The sequence below is a fragment of the Acinetobacter sp. YH1901141 genome (genome assembly GCF_013416935.1).
Lineage (GTDB): Bacteria > Pseudomonadota > Gammaproteobacteria > Pseudomonadales > Moraxellaceae > Acinetobacter > Acinetobacter towneri.
The window spans coordinates 123,255-139,473 of record NZ_VPEY01000001.1 but is presented as its reverse complement, the minus strand read 5'-3'; the positions used below and the strand labels follow the sequence as shown (position 1 = coordinate 139,473).

The following is a 16,219-nucleotide window of genomic DNA, read 5'->3' as shown; positions in this document are numbered from 1 at the left end:
TGTTTAATAAGTGACAGCTGGTGTCGCATTGCTATAAAGATAAGCTTGTTAGTACTATTATCACGTCCTTTCATAGGTCATAATGTCCTAAAATCAACCTGGATGTGAAAATGGGTAGTGTTCGATCATTTGATTTATTAAAGTTAGCTAGACAGAGATTTACACAGAAAGAATTAGCAAGTAAATTAGGTAAAAATATTAAAACTTTAGGACGTTGGGAAAGAGGAGAAACACCTTGTCCCGTCATGTTAGAACCTGCGTTACGTAATATTTTGGGAATGCCCGAATCACCGCAGAATCACTCAAATATGCCAGCTTTTAAGTTTATAGATTTATTTGCAGGAATTGGCGGTATACGTTTGGGTTTTGAAAAAAACCATGGAGAGTGTGTTTTTACAAGTGAGTGGAATGATTTTTCTAAGAAAACCTATATCGAAAATTATGGTGATCAGCACCCGTTTATTGGCGATATTGTTCCATTTCCAGCCGAAGAAATACCTGACCATGATGTATTGTTAGGCGGATTTCCTTGTCAGCCATTTAGTATTGCGGGTGTCAGCAAGAAAAACTCTCTTGGAAGACCACATGGTTTCGAATGTACTACACAAGGTACACTTTTTTTTGATGTTGCAAGAATTATTGCAAAAAAACGTCCTAAAGCATTTCTATTAGAAAATGTAAAGAATCTTATTTCGCATGATAAGGGAAATACTTTTAAGGTAATTCTTGAAACTTTGAGAGATGAGCTCGGCTACCATGTTTATTATAAAGTGATAGATGGACAGCATTTTACACCGCAGCACAGGGAGCGTATTGTAATTATAGGTTTTAGAGAAAAAGTAAACTTCTCATGGGAAGATATGTGTTTCCCTGAAGTGAAACCTGTTTTAGGTGATATTTTACACAAAACTGATGGGACTGAACCTTATTTAGAATGGGATGATAATCGTTTCTTTGATCACCATGGGAAAAATGTGCAATCTAAATATACTTTGACCCCTAATTTGTGGACTTATCTACAAAATTATGCAGAAAAACATCGAGCTGCAGGAAATGGGTTTGGATTTGGAATGGCTTATCCAGACAGTGTTACTAGAACTTTATCAGCACGATATTATAAAGATGGTTCTGAAATATTAGTTTATCAAGGGGAAAATAAGCGACCTCGGAGATTGACACCTAGAGAGTGTGCGAGATTAATGGGCTTTCCTGATACTTTTCGAATTCCTGTAAGTGACACTCAAGCCTATCGTCAATTTGGCAATAGTGTTGTTGCACCAGTCTTTAATGAAATTGCTCGTATTATGCTTCCACATATTCTTACAATGCAAAATGAGGAAATCACATTAAAGCAAATACCATTACCGATTTAAATGCTTAGGTGTACGTATGAAAAAGGGATATTTATCCGAATATTTTATGGGAGTGGCGGCAAAAAAGCTTAGTTTGGTTGAAGCAAATGTGCTTAGCTCTAATCAACACGAGTTTAACGGCATAAAGCAGTTACGTGAAATATTAGGAACAGAACGTAGAATATATGATGCTAAGATTATGTATTTAACGGATTTTGAGGATGAGCCAATTGTCGAAGAGAGTACCTTAACTTGGTACGATGCTCGTGAAAAGCATCCAACACGTTCCGAACATAGGCTGTATTTTAAAACAACATTGGTATCTCAAAATGCTAATGAAGGAGATTTACTTGTAATTGCTAAGCGACTTGATGAAAGCCTTCTTATGATTATCGCTGAAAGTGGTTCAAGTATTGCAAGACAAATTGAATGGTTATTTGGGTTTAATACAATAGCGCACCCTGGATTTTCGATTAAATCTGAATTAGAAACAGAACAAGATAGAATTGAGTTTGCATCTTGTTTCATTTTAGAAAGTATAGGAATTGCTGTAGAAACTTCAGAAGAAACATTTCTTGAAAAAATGCTTAATCAATTTGGTGCAAGGTTTCCAACTACAAAAGTTTTTTCAGAATTTGCACGTGGAACTGTTGATATTGATCCTAAAGAAGATCCTGATGTTGTATTAATGGCTTGGATGGAAAGAGAAGAAATATTATTTCGTACATTTGAGCGTTATTTGATCTCGGAAAGATTGTCGCAAGGATTCGGGAGCTGTAAACAGAATAATCTTAATGTCGATGGCTTTTTAGAATTTTCATTGTCCGTTCAGAATCGTCGTAAAAGTAGAGTTGGTCTTACATTAGAGAATCATATAGAAGTTTTATTACAACTTAACAATTTAAATTATAGCAGGAATAAAATTACAGAAAATAAAGTAAAGCCTGATTTTATTTTTCCTAGTATAGATCATTATCATGACCCAAATTTTAATACATCGGGGCTAACCATGCTTGGTGTGAAGTCAACATGCAAAGATCGTTGGAGGCAAGTGCTATCGGAAGCCGAAAGAGTTAAAGAAAAGCATCTATTAACATTGGAAACAGCTATTTCTGAGCAACAAACGAATGAAATGAAATCAAAAAAATTACAACTAGTAATTCCTCAGAAATTGCATGAAACTTATTTGCCTACACAGCAAGAATGGATAATTAACTTGAGTTGTTTTTTTGATGTGTTAAAAGCAAAACAACATAATTATTTCATTGAATCTAATTAATATTTATTTAGTGGAAACATATGGTTAATTAATAAAGTGCTAACGTTGAGGTTTAAACTGAGTACATCTTAAAATCTCAAAAAACCGTACAAGAAAACTGAAATAGAGTGCCCGTTCTATGCAAAGTTATTATTTTTATCTGCATACCAATCATAAAACCAATATTTATGTGCAAAAACAGCCAATTGAAGGGCTTGAGCCTGAATTTATCTGGATTGATTGCACCCGTGATGATGTGCTTAACCGTGCAGAACAGTGGCAACAAGAGATTTTTCAGTACAGTCAATTATCGCTCAATGAATATCATGTGCGCGATATTTTAAATATAGAGCATCCATGTGCGTTTGATACTTTAGATGATTATGACTTATTGATTTTCCGTAAACTGATCACACCCGAAGACCGTATTGCAACAGGGCAACAAGTCGGGGAGAAACATGAACGGATTTTTGGACTGGCCACTACGCCGATGAGCTTTATTATGACACCGCAGATTTTGATTAGTGTGCGGGAACAGGGCAATAAAGTCATGGAAAGCTATTTGTCACGTGTGGAAGCAGCGGTACAACGCCCGATTGAAGAACAGAATAAAGCACGCAAACTGGCAGCAACACCATTAGATTTAACGTTGCGTTTACTGAATTTGGTAGCGGATGATTACTTGGATATTCGCATGCCGCTAACCCGCCGTGTGGAATATTGGCAACAAGAGTTGTTGCAGGGACATCGTCGTTTTACCCGTTGGCATCAATTGCTGCAAGAAAATATGGCGTTTCAGCAAGTTGAAAATTTATGTGAAGAGCAAATAGAAGCCTTGCAGGAATTGCGTGATGAAATTGTCGATAACTACCCACATTTACGTGGCAAAAAACGTAGTGAACGGCAGGATATTATTTTGGTACGTTTGGATGATTTGACCAGTCACATTGAACGAATTCAAAAGCATACCATTCGCTTACGCTCTGCAGTGCAAACCGCAATTGATCTGCATTTTTCTGCTATTGCCAACCAGACCAATGAAAACATGCGGATTTTAGCCATCATTACCGCAGTTTTTGCACCTTTGACTTTATTTACAGGGGTGTATGGGATGAACTTTGAGTTTATGCCGGGGCTGAAACACGCACAGGCCTTTTGGATCATGCTTGGGGTAATGGTGATGACTACTTTGTTGTTGCTGTATTATTTTTATCGTAGGCACCTTGTCGGTCTGGGTGAAAAAAGTGTGATTGATATGTTGGCACAGCAACATAATGACCAAACCATGAATTTATTTTGGTTTTTAGACTATGAACCCATTAAGCAAACCGTGAAAGGCACCATTAAAGAAGTCGAAAAACTGACTAAAATTAAATAATCCAGAAGATAGACTTGCAGATGTGGTGATAAATTGAGTTCCACATCCAATATATGTCACAAGATAATTCGTTGATAAAAGTTGTCCACAGACCTCAAAAGTTATCCATAGGACTGATAAGCTTATCCACAGATTGAACCAGATAGGCAGACACTTAGCTCAAGATGGCAGTTTTTTGAATGCTGTTTTCAGACTTGAATACGCCATCTTGTTTTGCTTTTTGTCTTTTCTTGCTGTGTCCTGCATTTGATCGTATGAGGATTTGCAGTTCAGACTTGTATGTATTTTTAAGCCAATTGATCATTTTGTGCTTTAAGCAGCAAGTGATACATTTCATCTTTCAGTCTTAATTTTTTGCGTTTCAGCGCTTCAATGTCATCATTAATCTGATGCACAGGATCAAGCTCTAACTGGCTAATTTCACGGTCTAGCTGTTCGTGATCTTCAAAAATTTTTGAAAAATGTGGATTGCTGTCGCGTAATCCCTGAATTAAATCACGAAACTCAGGAAACATATTTTTAATCTTCTTGTTGCAGTCTTTAGTTTTCATTGTGTAGATCATTCTCATCAAAAAAATTTACGGGCATAGAAAGAAAAACGCTCTAGCAAGGTGATGAATCACACAACTAGAGCGTGAGGATTAACTATGTTGAAAATTCAGATGTTTAACTTCTTTACGTAATTTTTGTACTTCATCAATCAGGTCAAGCATCATGGCGACAGCTGAAAAACTGGCATCAAAATCACGTTGCAACCGATAGGCTTGGCGTGCACGGCTGACATCTTCACCAAAAAATTGGTGGATACGTTCGGCAGGGCGGGAAGGCAGGATGTCATATTCTAAAAGTTGTAAGACCCATTCAGGGCTTTGCCCACACGCTTCGGCAAATTTTTTTAAATCTAACTGGGTAAATTCTTCAATAATTTCTGTGTGCTGTCCGTCTGAAGTGATTTCACGATATAAAATGGTGGTCATGGCATACTCCTTCTGATCGAATTCAAACGAGTTGGCTCGCCTGAAATGAGGGATTGCTTTACATCAATAATTGGTGGATATCCAATAAGTGATTCTCTTTAATTTAGCCTGTGTACGCTGTAATAGAATCTTTTATTTGTATTCCTTTGGTGAAATTCAGCCAACCCTTTGCTGTGCTCACGCCTGTTATATTGATGTGTCAATTTGGCTTGTGCGTATAGATGTCTTATAGATATTAGTCTATTTTTTATTCAATGCCATCCTTTATTTCAATATTTTGGATTGAACGGTCGTACGGTGTTTAAAAGGATTGTTTCAAAATTTGGTAATAAAAAGGGCTCTTTAAAAAGAACCCTGTAAATCAATATCTTAGTTTTTGGAATTAGTATTTTACCCAAGTCACGCTGCGACCAATCACTGAAACACCTACATAGCCACGTAAGGTGAGGCGCTTACCGTTAGCGCTTAAACGAGCTTTGCCTTTATAAACTTTACCGCCAATTGGGTCTAAAACATGACCTTGGTTAAATTCACGTGGGTTTTTAGCATCTTGTTTAAAGCCCCAAATAAATGGCAAGCCAATAAAAGGTTTATTCTTTAAGTTACCTGGGCAATTGCTACAAATCACCATTTTTTCTGCACCCGGAATATTACGGGTTTCCACGATAATGCCTTCATAAGTGCCATCTGGCTTTTTGCGAATTTCGACATCGGCACGTGAATAACCTGTGCGATCATCAATGGTTTTCCATTTACCGACCAGTAGATCGCTTTCTGCAAAGCCAACACTTGAGAGGGTTGTTAAAACGAAACCCGCAAAAATCCCTCTGAAATTTATTTTCATGAACAGCATCCCCAAAATTGTTATTTAAAAAAATAGAGTAAAAATTCTATTTCGGGTTTTATAGCAAGAATGTAATAAACAAGCAAATTGAGCAGTGTGAGATGTCAGGCAGGAAAAGATATAAGTGTTATGGAGTTGGTAATTTAAATCTAATCATTCCGATAAAAGTGTGCAGAACACAGCTTTTATCGCATTGGTGAGGAATAATATCAGTATTTCACCCACGTCATTTTGCGGCTGGCATTGGTGGCAAGGTCTACATTATAAAGGGTTAAATGTTTGCCATTGCTGCTTAAACGTGCACGAGTTTTATATTGTTTACCTGTGCGCGGGTCTAAATAGTCACCTTCATAAAATTCAATTTGATTGCTTGGCGTAGCTTTTAAGTGACTTAATGGCACAAAACCTAACAGTGGCTTATCTTTATTTTTACCCGTACAGAGTGTGCAATTTTCCAAACGCGGTGCGCCAGGAACCGCACGTAGTTCTATAATCGTAGCGGCATACGCACCTTGTTTATCTTTACTCATGACTACGTCAGACAATGAAAAACCTGTGCGGTAGTCTAATGTTTTCCATTTGCCCAAAAGTGGGTCTGCATTGGCTGCATAAGCTAAACTTGAACAGCAAATCGCGCTGATGAATGCTAAACGAGAAAAGAACAGGGTGTTCATAAAATCAATATCCCAGAGAAGAAGCAGCCTAAAATATATAAAGGCATAAAAAAAATATGGGATTATTTATACCCAATTTACGCGGTATTTTCTAGTAATTGCATGAAAGTTTTGTGAAATTAATCACATGAAAAGTAATAAAATAATAGGTTTTGACGATGGTCATCACGTAAATAAAAAATGAGCAGAATGTACTGCTCATTTTTGATGAATTTTCAGCATTACATCACATATTAATCATGGTATTCACCATGCCATTTAACTGAGATGTTCTCCAAATAAACCTAAGGCTTCTTCGGCACTAAAGCTATATTGTGTGCTGCAGAATTGACAATCCATAGTAATAGGGTTCTGATGTTCCAAAGTTTCACGTACCGCAGCAACACCAATTTGCATTAAGGCATTGGCACAGCGCTCTTTGGAGCAAGTGCAACCAAAACGTAAGGCTTCCACTTCAGGCAAACGCACTTGTTCTTCATTGTATAAACGGTACAAAATTTCATTGACGTCTAAATCAGTCAATTCTTCCGCTTTTAAGGTTTCAGTCAGCATGGTCACACGCGGCCATAAATCTTCATCGACCCGTTGTTGTTCTTCTTCACTGTTACGCGGCAACAATTGAATCAGCAAACCGCCCGCACGTTCGGCATTGCTTGCCAACACAATACGAGTTGGAATTTGTGCCGATAAGTCGTAATACTGCATTAAACATTCAGCTAAATTGGCTTTGTCCAAAGGCACAATACCTTGATAACGCTCACCAAATTCAGGCTCGATATTAATAAACAGTACAGGACTGACCAAACTTTTCAGGACGGTACTGCTGTCTTCAGCGCTTAAAAAGCGCGGGTCTTGTTCGTAGTCTGCCAACGCACGCACTTCACCCAAGTGGTTACATTCCGCCATAGCCCATTTAAATGTGCCAGATGCCTGAATTTGTAAGCTAATACGCCCTTTAATTTTTAGGGTACTGGCCAGTAGGGCAGTGGCGCAAAGCATTTCTCCCAACAACACTTGTACCGCAGGCACATAATCACGTTGTTTCAAAATGGTTTGCAAAGCTTCTTCGAGATGAACTACTTCACCACGAACAGGGCTATCTTCAATAAAAAAGCGTTGGCGTAAATCAGACATAAAATTCTCCATAACCCTGTTTTAATGGTGGCAATATTGTAAAACACAAGTCAGTTTGCTGCATCACGTGTTACATCAATATGACTGCTATGCAAGCCGCGTTTTAAATCGACACCCAAGGGCATTTCACGGTTTTGTGCATCACTTTCAAACAGGTGTTCCAGTTCTGCCAAAGCGTTACGATGGGTTTCATATACTTTTTGTTCATCGGTATAAATGTGCTGCTGTTGTGCCAAGAGTTGTTCATCATAATCACGGAACAACTCAATGCTTTTATAGGCATCTTTTTCATTAATGCCCAAATCGCGCAAAGCCTGATAGGCCATGCCTAAAGAGGATAAATACGTTTCACGCCAAATATAGGTAACGCCTAAATCGCGCAATAAGTGCACATGATGACGATCACGAGCGCGTACCAGTAATTTTAGCGCTGGATAATTCAGGCGAATATGCCGTGCCACGTTCATTGAGTCTTCAATATCATCAATGGCTAGAATAAAGATTTTGGCATGCTCGATGCCTGCGGCACGTAAAATTTCAGGTTGAGTGGCATCGCCATAATAGACTTTACCGCCGTAATTCCGCACAAAATCAATTTTATCCATATTGCTGTCGATGGCAGTAAAGTGCAGATGCTGCAAGTACGCCACACGGGCAATAATTTGTCCAAAACGACCAAAACCCGCAATAATCATGGGGTGATGTGTATCGGGAATTTCGTCATATTCAGGCGATTTTTCACGTTCTAAGCGAGGAATAATTTGACTGCTCATCAACCAATATAAAATTGGGGTCAACACCATCGACAAAGTCACAATTAAGGTCAGTGGTTGCAGCATGGCCTGGCTGAGCACACTTTCACTTTGTGCGACACTGAGCACCACAAAGGCAAACTCACCGCCTTGTGCCAAGCAAGTCGCCAACAACAAACTATTGCGCCAAGAATATTGGAAATAACGGGCAATGGCCGTGAGGCTAATCAGTTTGATGAGCAGGAGCAGCAATGCACCGCCTACAATCAGCCAAGGGGTATTCATTAAGATTGCCAGTTCGGTGCTCATCCCGACGGTCATAAAAAATAAGCCTAGCAATAAGCCTTTGAATGGGGCAATACTGGCTTCTAACTCATGTCTAAATTCGGAATCTGCCAACAATACGCCTGTTAAAAATGCACCTAAGGTGGTGCTAATGCCCAGCACATCCATAATGCTGACCACGCCAAGTACAATGAATAAACCGACAGCAGTGATCAGTTCATGTGCGCCACTTTTAGCCACAAAACGAAAAAATGGACGCATGAGATAACGGCTAAATAAGAACAAACCGCTAAAGGTCGCCATGATTGCAGCAAAATAAGCAATGCCATGATGAGTCGATTCTGCACCTGCTAACATGGGAATGATGGCAATTAAAGGAATGGCGGCAATATCTTGAAACAGCAGAATGGAAAAGGATTGTTGTCCATAACTGCTGTTGAGTTGCTGCTTTTCTTGCAACATTTGTAGCACAAAGGCTGTAGAGGAAAGTGCCAGTGCAAAACCTATCACCACACTTGAGGCAATGCCTTGCTGTAAGGCAAAAAAAGCCAAGATTGCAAGTAGAATACCCGTGATGCCGACCTGTAAACTACCCAAAACAAAAATGGGCTTGCGCATTTCCCACAGCCGTTGTGGACGCAGTTCTAAGCCAATAATAAACATCAGGAACACCACACCATATTCTGCCAGTTCCTGAATATCATCGGGGTCGCTGGCAATATTGAATACGCTAGGCCCTAGCAAAATGCCTGTAAACAAATAGCCCAATACGGTCGCAATACCAAAGCGTTTTAGTAAGGGAACCAAAACCAATGAAGCGCCTAGAAAAATGGTTATTTGTAACAATAAGGACATGTGGTCATCCAAAGTTTAAAGCGGTGGATTATTGAAATAAGTGCTGATACAGCTAAGTTTCAATTTACAGTATTAGCTAAATTCTTGCGGATCTATATCTAAACTTAGTTTCATGCTGGATGGCTTTTCATGCAACATATTTTGCCACCAGTTCCTGATATAAAAATGTAAGCGTGCCCGATCTTTAGACAACAACACCATGTGTGCATGGAAACGTCCTGCTTTACGTTCCATTGGCGCAGGAATCGGCCCCCAAATTTCAATTAATTGTTCTGAATGTTCTCTAAGCCATTGTGCATGTTGTTGTAAAAATTGCTGGTTTAATTCCTGATTTTTAGATTCACAGCGAATCAAAGCACTGTAACGATAAGGCAGTAATTGTGCAGCTTTGCGTTCTTTTAAACTTTGTTTGGCGAACTTGCGGTAATCTCCCTCGACCAATGTGGTGAGAAGTGGATGATCAGGACGCACACTTTGCAAATAAACATCACCTTTATGCTCACCACGCCCTGCACGTCCCGCCACTTGCACAATCAGTTGAGCCGTGCGTTCAGGTGCGCGAATATCCACACTAAGTAAGCCTGAATCAATATCTAAAATTGCCACCAATGTCACATACGGAAAATGATGCCCTTTGGCCAGCATTTGCGTGCCCAATAAAATCAGTGGTTCGCTGCGTTGAATACGGTCATAAATTTTTTGCCAACTGCCAACACGACTGGTTGAGTCACGATCTACCCGAATCACATCTACATTGGGAAACAGCTCGTTTAAACTGTCTTCGACTTTGGCAGTGCCCATGCCAATTGGTTTGAGTTCTGCATGGTTGCAGGCAGGGCATTGCTCAGGTTTACGATGAATCGTACCGCAGTGGTGGCAATGCAAATGTGTATAAGGTTGATGATGCAAGGTAAAGTTGGCATCACAATTCGGGCATTTGGCTTGCCATGCACAGCTCTCACAAATCAATACGGGTGCATAGCCGCGTCGGTTTAAAAACACCAAAACTTGTTCTTTTTTAGCCAAGCGTTTTTTGATTTCATCAATCAATTGTTGGCTAATACCGTGCTGTTTTTTGGCAATTTTTAAATCAATCAGGTGGATTTTGGGCATGAGTGCCGTGCCCGCGCGTTGATTTAATTCCAGACATTGCATTTTGCCTTGATCGACTAGTGCATAGCTGTCAATGCTTGGAGTTGCCGAACCTAAAATAACAGGGCAATTTTCCAGATGGGCACGATAGAGCGCAACATCACGGGCATGGTAGCGAAAACCTTCCTGCTGTTTAAAAGACAGGTCGTGTTCTTCATCTAAAATAATCAAGCCTAAATTTGGCAATGGGGTATAAATCGCAGAACGTGTACCTAAAATAATCGAGGCTTTGCCCGTTTGTGCGGCTTGCCACGCCTGCAAACGCTTGGAATCATTTAAACCTGAATGTAAGAGGGCGATGTGGCAGTGAAAACGCGATTGGAAACGGCTAATGGTTTGTGGCGTTAGACCAATTTCAGGTACTAACACCAACACTTGTTTGCCCTGTTTTAGTACCTCATGCATGATGTGTAAGTACACTTCAGTTTTACCGCTACCCGTTAAACCATCCAGTAAAAATGCCTTATATTGCTGCCGTACTTTAAGTACGCTGTCGATGGCTTTTTTCTGATCTGGATTAGGGGTTAAAGGCATTTGCGCCAAAGTCACTGGCATTGGGCTAAAATCTTGGGCTTCCAAAACACATGCGCAAATTTCTTTATTCGCCAAGGCTTTTAGGGTTGCTGTTTCAATGCCTGCCAAATTTAAAATATTTTCAGAAGTTCCCGAAGGATGCAGCTTTAAAATTTTATAGGCTTCTTGTTGTTTTTCTGAGCGTGTAATTTTAGCTTCGGCATGTGCATCCAACAATTTCCAAGTACGTGCCAATAAATTATAGGGTTTGGCTTGGCGCAATAAGCTAGGTAAGGCACTTTGCATCACTTCACCAATCGGGAATTGATAATATTGTGCCGACCATGTCAACAAAGTTAAAACTTTAGGGTCTAAAATCGCTTGCTCATCTAACAGTTCGCTAATGGCTTTGAGTTTAAAACGTGGATCAATTGGGGTGTCGAGTGCCAGTTTTTCGACAATAATTCCGACCAAGTTTTGCCGACCAAAAGAAACCAAGACCCGCGCGCCCACTTCTGCTTGCTGATATTGTGCTGCACTGAGCATATAATCGAAGCAGTCGTAAAGATATACGGGTACAGCCACTCGAATACGATAAACAGGCTGTGGGTCTAAAGTGGAATCTGGCATAGAAAAAGTCGTATCGTCCTGTGAAAAATGGCTTCGTGCTCGACTTTGGCATGTGTTAGAGTGAGCACAGAATTTATATCTAAGAATATGAATGATTTTAGTGGTCAGACGCAACTGCGTTGCAAGAAATTTTGGAAAATTAGAGCATTACAATGCCAGCATATCAATTTACTGCCATTGACGCTTCAGGGAAGCAGCAAAAAGGTGTTTTAGAGGGTGATTCTGCACGACAAATCCGTCAGCAATTACGTGACAAAGAATGGATTCCTGTCAGTGTCGATACCGTTGAACAAAAAGATAAACACAGTGGCAAACAATGGTTTCAGAAAAAAATCACCGCCTATGATTTGGCTTTGCTGACCCGTCAGTTATCGGTTTTGGTGGCTGCTGCGATTCCTTTGGAAGAAGCCGTTCGCGCTGTGGGTAAACAAAGTGAAAAAGCCCATGTGCAAAATTTGCTGATGTCGGTGCGTTCCAAAGTTTTGGAAGGTTATTCACTGGCCAATGCTTTACAACAATCGGGGCGTTTTCCAGACTTATATATTGCCACCATTGCCGCAGGCGAGCGTTCGGGGCATTTGGATTTAATTCTGGAACAATTGGCAGATTACACCGAAAACCGCTTTGCCATGCAGAAAAAAATTCAAGGGGCGATGATTTATCCCATCATTTTAATGCTGATGTCTTTTGCGATTGTGATGGGTTTAATGACTTATGTCGTACCCGATATTGTTAAAACCTTTGATCAGAGCAAAGATGCCTTGCCGTGGATCACCGTGGCATTAATGAAAGCCAGTGATTTTATTCGTGTTGCATGGCCGTTTTTACTGGTGGCTTCTGTGGTGGGGGTATTGTTGTTGGTGCGTTTTTTACGCACCACCGCAGGGCATTATGCCTTTGACCGTTTAACCTTAAAGTTGCCGTTATTTGCAAAATTATCACGTGGGATTAATGCCGCGCGTTTTGCCAGTACCTTGTCTATTTTGACTCAGTCGGGTGTGCCTTTGGTGGATGCGCTAAATATTGGTGCTGCGGTCAGTAACAACTGGGTCATTCGTGATGCGGTCAATTTGGCGGCAGAAAAAGTCACTGAAGGTGGTAACTTGGCGACGCAATTAGAGCGCAGTGGTTATTTCCCACCGATGATGGTACAAATGATCAAAAGTGGTGAAGCCTCGGGCGAGTTAGACCGTATGCTGTCACGTGCTTCAGACATGCAAGACCGTGAAGTGACCACACTGATTTCTACCCTGTTGGCATTATTAGAACCGTTGATGTTGGTACTGATGGCGAGTATTGTACTGGTGATTGTGATTGCGGTAATGCTGCCAATTGTGAATATGAACAATATGATTTAAATCGTTTTGAAGCATCGTTCTTCAAACAGAATCTAAAATAAATGTCGAATTGATATAAATAAATGAGAGAGATTGAATGAAACAGAAGCAACCGAGTAAACAGTCTGGTTTTACCCTGATTGAAGTCATGGTGGTGATTGTAATTTTAGGTGTGTTGGCGGCTTTAATCGTACCGAACGTAATGGGACGTGGTGAAAAAGCCAAAGTAGATACTACGGTTATTACTTTAAAAGGTGTGGCTGGCGCACTCGATCAATACAAACTCGATAATCAAAAATATCCTTCAATGCAAGACGGTGGTTTAGACGCCTTGGTGAATCAGCCTGCTTCGGCTAAAAACTGGTTGCCAGGCGGTTATGTGAAAGGGGGCTATCCGAAAGACAGTTGGGATAATGACATCCAATATGTGATTCCGGGTTCAGAAGGTCGCCCATTTGATTTATATTCTTTTGGTGCAGATGGTCAGCAGGGTGGTGAAGGTACCGATGCCGACATTTATTATCAGCCTTAATAGAAGATGAGTTGAGTCTATATATTGATTCAGTGAACTCCAAAAAAACCGAGCGCTTAATGCTCGGTTTTTTTATGAATGGTTATTTCTAGCCGCTATTGAACAGTACTATTAACGACGTGATTTAAACGACACATCCACCTGACGTGGTCGATAAATCCACCCCATAATTAACAACAGCAATGAGAAAATCAGCACAGGCCAATCGCTGAGTTGGGTATACAGTGTTTGACCTTGCATGGCAGGCAGATCACCACGCAGCACAAATTCCTGATCCATTGGCGCTTGTTTGACAATATGCCCATGATGGTCAATAAATGCGGTCACACCTGTATTGGTGGCACGAACAAACCAGCGTCCATTTTCTTTGGCGCGCATTTGTACCATTTGTAAATGTTGCAATGGCCCTGCAGTACCCGTAAACCAAGCATCATTGGATACTGTTACCAAAAAGTCACTTTGGCTAGCATTGCGGCGGGTCAGGTTCGGATAAGCCACCTCATAACAAATGGCTGCCCCCAAATGATGCTGTTTAATTGCAAGCGGTTTTTGCTCAGACGCTCCACGTGAAAAACCACTCATGGATGGGTCATTTTGCATCGCAGGTAGTACCCAACTCAGTAAGCCTGAAAGCGGAATATATTCACCAAAAGGCACCAGACGCTGCTTTTTATACAAGCCTTCAGCCGCATCTCCCGTTGCCATAATGCTGTTGTAATACATTGGATGTTGCTGCACTTGTGATTCAGGCAAGTCCCAATACGGAATACCTGTCACCCACGAACTGCCCGTTTTTTCAGCCTGTGTTTTCATGGCATCCAAAAACGGTTCAATATCGGTCTGGAACATTGGAATGGATGATTCAGGCCAAACAATAATGTCGCGTCCCCATTCAGTTCGGGTCAAGCGGGTATAAATTTCCAAGGTCTTAATTTGGTATTCGGTTAGCCACTTTAAGTCTTGAGGAATGTTGCCTTGAATCAGAGAAACCGAGAGTGGCTTTTCAGATTTTGCAGTTACAAAACTGAGTTGTGCTGCACCCCATGCACCCAAAAGTAAAATTGCCGATGGAATCAGCCAGAAGATACGCTTTTTAAGGACTTCAACCAACGCACAGGCCAGCAAGATGACCACAAAAGACACCCCGAAAATACCAAACAACGGTGCATAGCTATCCAAAAAGCGTTCGGTGAAGGCATAACCTGCAAACAGCCATGGAAAACCTGTAAAGACCCAAGTTTTCGCCCATTCAAAAAATACCCATAGCGGTGCAAAAGTCAGTGGTGTTTCAGGGAAAAACCGACGATATAACCACGTTTGTACGGCAGTAAACAAACCCATCAACAGCGCCATAATGACAATCATCAGCACGCTTAAAAAGGCATTGGTGTCGCCATAGACGTGAATGGATGTATAGAGCCAAAATGCTCCGACAAACCACAACCCAATCCCGTAAGACCAACCAATCAAGAAGGCCTGTTTCGGGGTGCGTTTGCTTAAAGTCGCATACAGCAAAGCAGGTGAAAGTAAGGCAATCCACCAGTAATGATAGGGAGCAAGTGCCAAACTAAACACTGCACCTGCCAATAGGGCAATGATTAATGGATAAATTAAGGGCAGTTGTTGATGTTCTGCAGGATTAGACAGCTTGGAAAAAAAAGTCCTCATTGACGTACGGCTCGAATCAGATGAATAGTGCGGGCATCTGCTTCAAGAATGGTAAATTCCCAGTTGCCAATCGCAATCACTTGTCCTTGCAAATCACTCACCAAACCAATTTCCTGAAGCAATAAACCGCCCACAGTTTCTACTTCATCGTCAGAAAAATCTGCATCTAAAACATTATTAAAATGTTCGATTGGTGTAAGTGCTTGTACTAACCAAGTATTTGCCGTTTTCGGGTCATTATCTGGAATAATGTATTCTGCTTCTTCGTCTATATTGTCGTGTTCATCTTCAATTTCACCGACAATCTCTTCCAAAATGTCTTCTAGCGTGACCAAACCTGAAGTGGTGCCATACTCATCAATCACCACTGCAATATGGGTTTGGGTGTTTTTGAGCATACGCAATACTTGGTCTGAACGAGCACTTTCAGGCACAAACAATGGCTGACGCATGAGGGCACGAATATCGACTTTAGTTCTTTGTTCGGTCAGTAATGGCAATAAATCTTTTGCCAATAAAATTCCCACCACATTGTCTGGTTGGTCAGATGAAAACACAGGAAAACGTGAATGTGCCGATTCGACCAAAACGTGCAGAATGTCGAGTAACTCGTCATCTTCCTGCAAGCTAATCATCGCGGTACGTGGGGTCATCACTTCACGAATTTTGGTGGCAGGTAAATCCAGAACACCTTCGAGCATTGCCACCGTATCGGGTTCTAAAAAACGACGTGAATCTTGTACTAATTTTAGCAATTCATCGCGGGTTTCTGGCGCGGTGCCTAACCATTTTCTTAAGCCACGCATACCCCACGATGGGCCTGATTCCTCGTGCATGATCTTTCCTAAAGACTCTTTATATCTAAAAAACTTAGCTTA

At 40.8% G+C, this 16,219-nt stretch carries 14 protein-coding genes; 5 read left to right on the top strand and 9 right to left on the bottom strand.

Going from position 1 to position 16,219, the window contains the following annotated elements:
* Nucleotides 1-110 precede the first annotated feature (110 nt).
* From dcm to FTV52_RS00670, 3 genes are all read left to right on the top strand, one after another.
* Nucleotides 111-1,373 carry a DNA (cytosine-5-)-methyltransferase gene (dcm, locus tag FTV52_RS00680; RefSeq protein WP_179989496.1) on the top strand — a complete coding sequence of 421 codons (1,263 nt, stop codon included), beginning with the start codon at nt 111-113 and terminating at the stop codon, nt 1,371-1,373.
* Between the two features lie 16 nt (nt 1,374-1,389).
* The gene (locus tag FTV52_RS00675; RefSeq protein WP_179989494.1) at nt 1,390-2,631 is read left to right on the top strand and encodes a type II restriction endonuclease; all 1,242 of its coding nucleotides are present in this window, start codon (nt 1,390-1,392) and stop codon (nt 2,629-2,631) included.
* Nucleotides 2,632-2,749: 118 nt separating this feature from the next.
* A complete protein-coding gene (locus FTV52_RS00670) occupies nt 2,750-3,988 on the top strand; it encodes a magnesium transporter CorA family protein (RefSeq protein WP_167845736.1) in 1,239 nt (412 codons plus the stop codon).
* 287 nt (nt 3,989-4,275) lie between these two features.
* On the opposite strand, the gene FTV52_RS00665 is transcribed toward FTV52_RS00670, so the two are convergent.
* The 7 genes from FTV52_RS00665 to FTV52_RS00635 all read right to left on the bottom strand — a co-directional run bounded on the left by FTV52_RS00665 (nt 4,276) and on the right by FTV52_RS00635 (nt 11,804).
* Nucleotides 4,276-4,539, bottom strand: a complete 264-nt coding sequence (locus tag FTV52_RS00665) for a YdcH family protein (protein WP_131261090.1) — start codon at nt 4,537-4,539, stop codon at nt 4,276-4,278.
* A 90-nt stretch (nt 4,540-4,629) separates the two neighbouring features.
* Nucleotides 4,630-4,965 carry a chaperone modulator CbpM gene (locus FTV52_RS00660; RefSeq protein WP_004975930.1) on the bottom strand — a complete coding sequence of 112 codons (336 nt, stop codon included), beginning with the start codon at nt 4,963-4,965 and terminating at the stop codon, nt 4,630-4,632.
* 382 nt (nt 4,966-5,347) lie between these two features.
* The gene (locus FTV52_RS00655; RefSeq protein ID WP_004975935.1) at nt 5,348-5,809 is read right to left on the bottom strand and encodes a DUF2147 domain-containing protein; all 462 of its coding nucleotides are present in this window, start codon (nt 5,807-5,809) and stop codon (nt 5,348-5,350) included.
* Nucleotides 5,810-6,018: 209 nt separating this feature from the next.
* The gene (locus tag FTV52_RS00650; protein ID WP_004975938.1) at nt 6,019-6,483 is read right to left on the bottom strand and encodes a DUF2147 domain-containing protein; all 465 of its coding nucleotides are present in this window, start codon (nt 6,481-6,483) and stop codon (nt 6,019-6,021) included.
* A gap of 258 nt (nt 6,484-6,741) precedes the next feature.
* Nucleotides 6,742-7,617 (bottom strand): Hsp33 family molecular chaperone HslO, encoded by an 876-nt coding sequence (gene hslO / locus FTV52_RS00645; RefSeq protein WP_004975941.1) that lies wholly within the window; start codon nt 7,615-7,617, stop codon nt 6,742-6,744.
* A 50-nt stretch (nt 7,618-7,667) separates the two neighbouring features.
* Nucleotides 7,668-9,509: a monovalent cation:proton antiporter-2 (CPA2) family protein gene (locus FTV52_RS00640; protein WP_154321101.1), complete on the bottom strand. Its 1,842-nt coding sequence runs from the start codon at nt 9,507-9,509 to the stop codon at nt 7,668-7,670.
* Between the two features lie 72 nt (nt 9,510-9,581).
* Nucleotides 9,582-11,804 (bottom strand): primosomal protein N', encoded by a 2,223-nt coding sequence (locus tag FTV52_RS00635; RefSeq protein ID WP_179989492.1) that lies wholly within the window; start codon nt 11,802-11,804, stop codon nt 9,582-9,584.
* Nucleotides 11,805-11,956: 152 nt separating this feature from the next.
* Here FTV52_RS00635 and gspF point away from each other — a divergent pair, with 152 nt between their 5' ends.
* Both gspF and gspG read left to right on the top strand, forming a co-directional pair.
* The gene (gene gspF / locus FTV52_RS00630) at nt 11,957-13,162 is read left to right on the top strand and encodes a type II secretion system inner membrane protein GspF (protein ID WP_004975948.1); all 1,206 of its coding nucleotides are present in this window, start codon (nt 11,957-11,959) and stop codon (nt 13,160-13,162) included.
* A gap of 76 nt (nt 13,163-13,238) precedes the next feature.
* Nucleotides 13,239-13,673: a type II secretion system major pseudopilin GspG gene (gspG, locus tag FTV52_RS00625; protein WP_004975950.1), complete on the top strand. Its 435-nt coding sequence runs from the start codon at nt 13,239-13,241 to the stop codon at nt 13,671-13,673.
* 111 nt (nt 13,674-13,784) lie between these two features.
* Here gspG and lnt read toward each other — a convergent pair whose 3' ends face one another.
* Together lnt and FTV52_RS00615 are read right to left on the bottom strand one after the other, a co-directional pair.
* Nucleotides 13,785-15,341, bottom strand: coding sequence for an apolipoprotein N-acyltransferase (gene lnt / locus FTV52_RS00620; RefSeq protein WP_004975952.1), 1,557 nt, complete (start codon nt 15,339-15,341; stop codon nt 13,785-13,787).
* Nucleotides 15,338-16,177 (bottom strand): CBS domain-containing protein, encoded by an 840-nt coding sequence (locus FTV52_RS00615; protein ID WP_218946876.1) that lies wholly within the window; start codon nt 16,175-16,177, stop codon nt 15,338-15,340. Before FTV52_RS00615 ends, lnt begins: the two co-directional genes overlap by 4 nt.
* Between the last annotated feature and the right edge of the window lie 42 nt (nt 16,178-16,219).

Coding starts and splice junctions, on each gene's coding strand:
- FTV52_RS00670 (WP_167845736.1), top strand. CDS start 2,750: ATGCAAAGTTATTATTTTTATCTGCATACCAATCATAAAACCAATATT.
- FTV52_RS00660 (WP_004975930.1), bottom strand. CDS start 4,965: ATGACCACCATTTTATATCGTGAAATCACTTCAGACGGACAGCACACA.
- FTV52_RS00665 (WP_131261090.1), bottom strand. CDS start 4,539: ATGAAAACTAAAGACTGCAACAAGAAGATTAAAAATATGTTTCCTGAG.
- hslO (WP_004975941.1), bottom strand. CDS start 7,617: ATGTCTGATTTACGCCAACGCTTTTTTATTGAAGATAGCCCTGTTCGT.
- dcm (WP_179989496.1), top strand. CDS start 111: ATGGGTAGTGTTCGATCATTTGATTTATTAAAGTTAGCTAGACAGAGA.
- FTV52_RS00655 (WP_004975935.1), bottom strand. CDS start 5,809: ATGAAAATAAATTTCAGAGGGATTTTTGCGGGTTTCGTTTTAACAACC.
- gspF (WP_004975948.1), top strand. CDS start 11,957: ATGCCAGCATATCAATTTACTGCCATTGACGCTTCAGGGAAGCAGCAA.
- FTV52_RS00675 (WP_179989494.1), top strand. CDS start 1,390: ATGAAAAAGGGATATTTATCCGAATATTTTATGGGAGTGGCGGCAAAA.
- FTV52_RS00615 (WP_218946876.1), bottom strand. CDS start 16,177: ATGCACGAGGAATCAGGCCCATCGTGGGGTATGCGTGGCTTAAGAAAA.
- FTV52_RS00635 (WP_179989492.1), bottom strand. CDS start 11,804: ATGCCAGATTCCACTTTAGACCCACAGCCTGTTTATCGTATTCGAGTG.
- lnt (WP_004975952.1), bottom strand. CDS start 15,341: ATGAGGACTTTTTTTTCCAAGCTGTCTAATCCTGCAGAACATCAACAA.
- FTV52_RS00640 (WP_154321101.1), bottom strand. CDS start 9,509: ATGTCCTTATTGTTACAAATAACCATTTTTCTAGGCGCTTCATTGGTT.
- gspG (WP_004975950.1), top strand. CDS start 13,239: ATGAAACAGAAGCAACCGAGTAAACAGTCTGGTTTTACCCTGATTGAA.
- FTV52_RS00650 (WP_004975938.1), bottom strand. CDS start 6,483: ATGAACACCCTGTTCTTTTCTCGTTTAGCATTCATCAGCGCGATTTGC.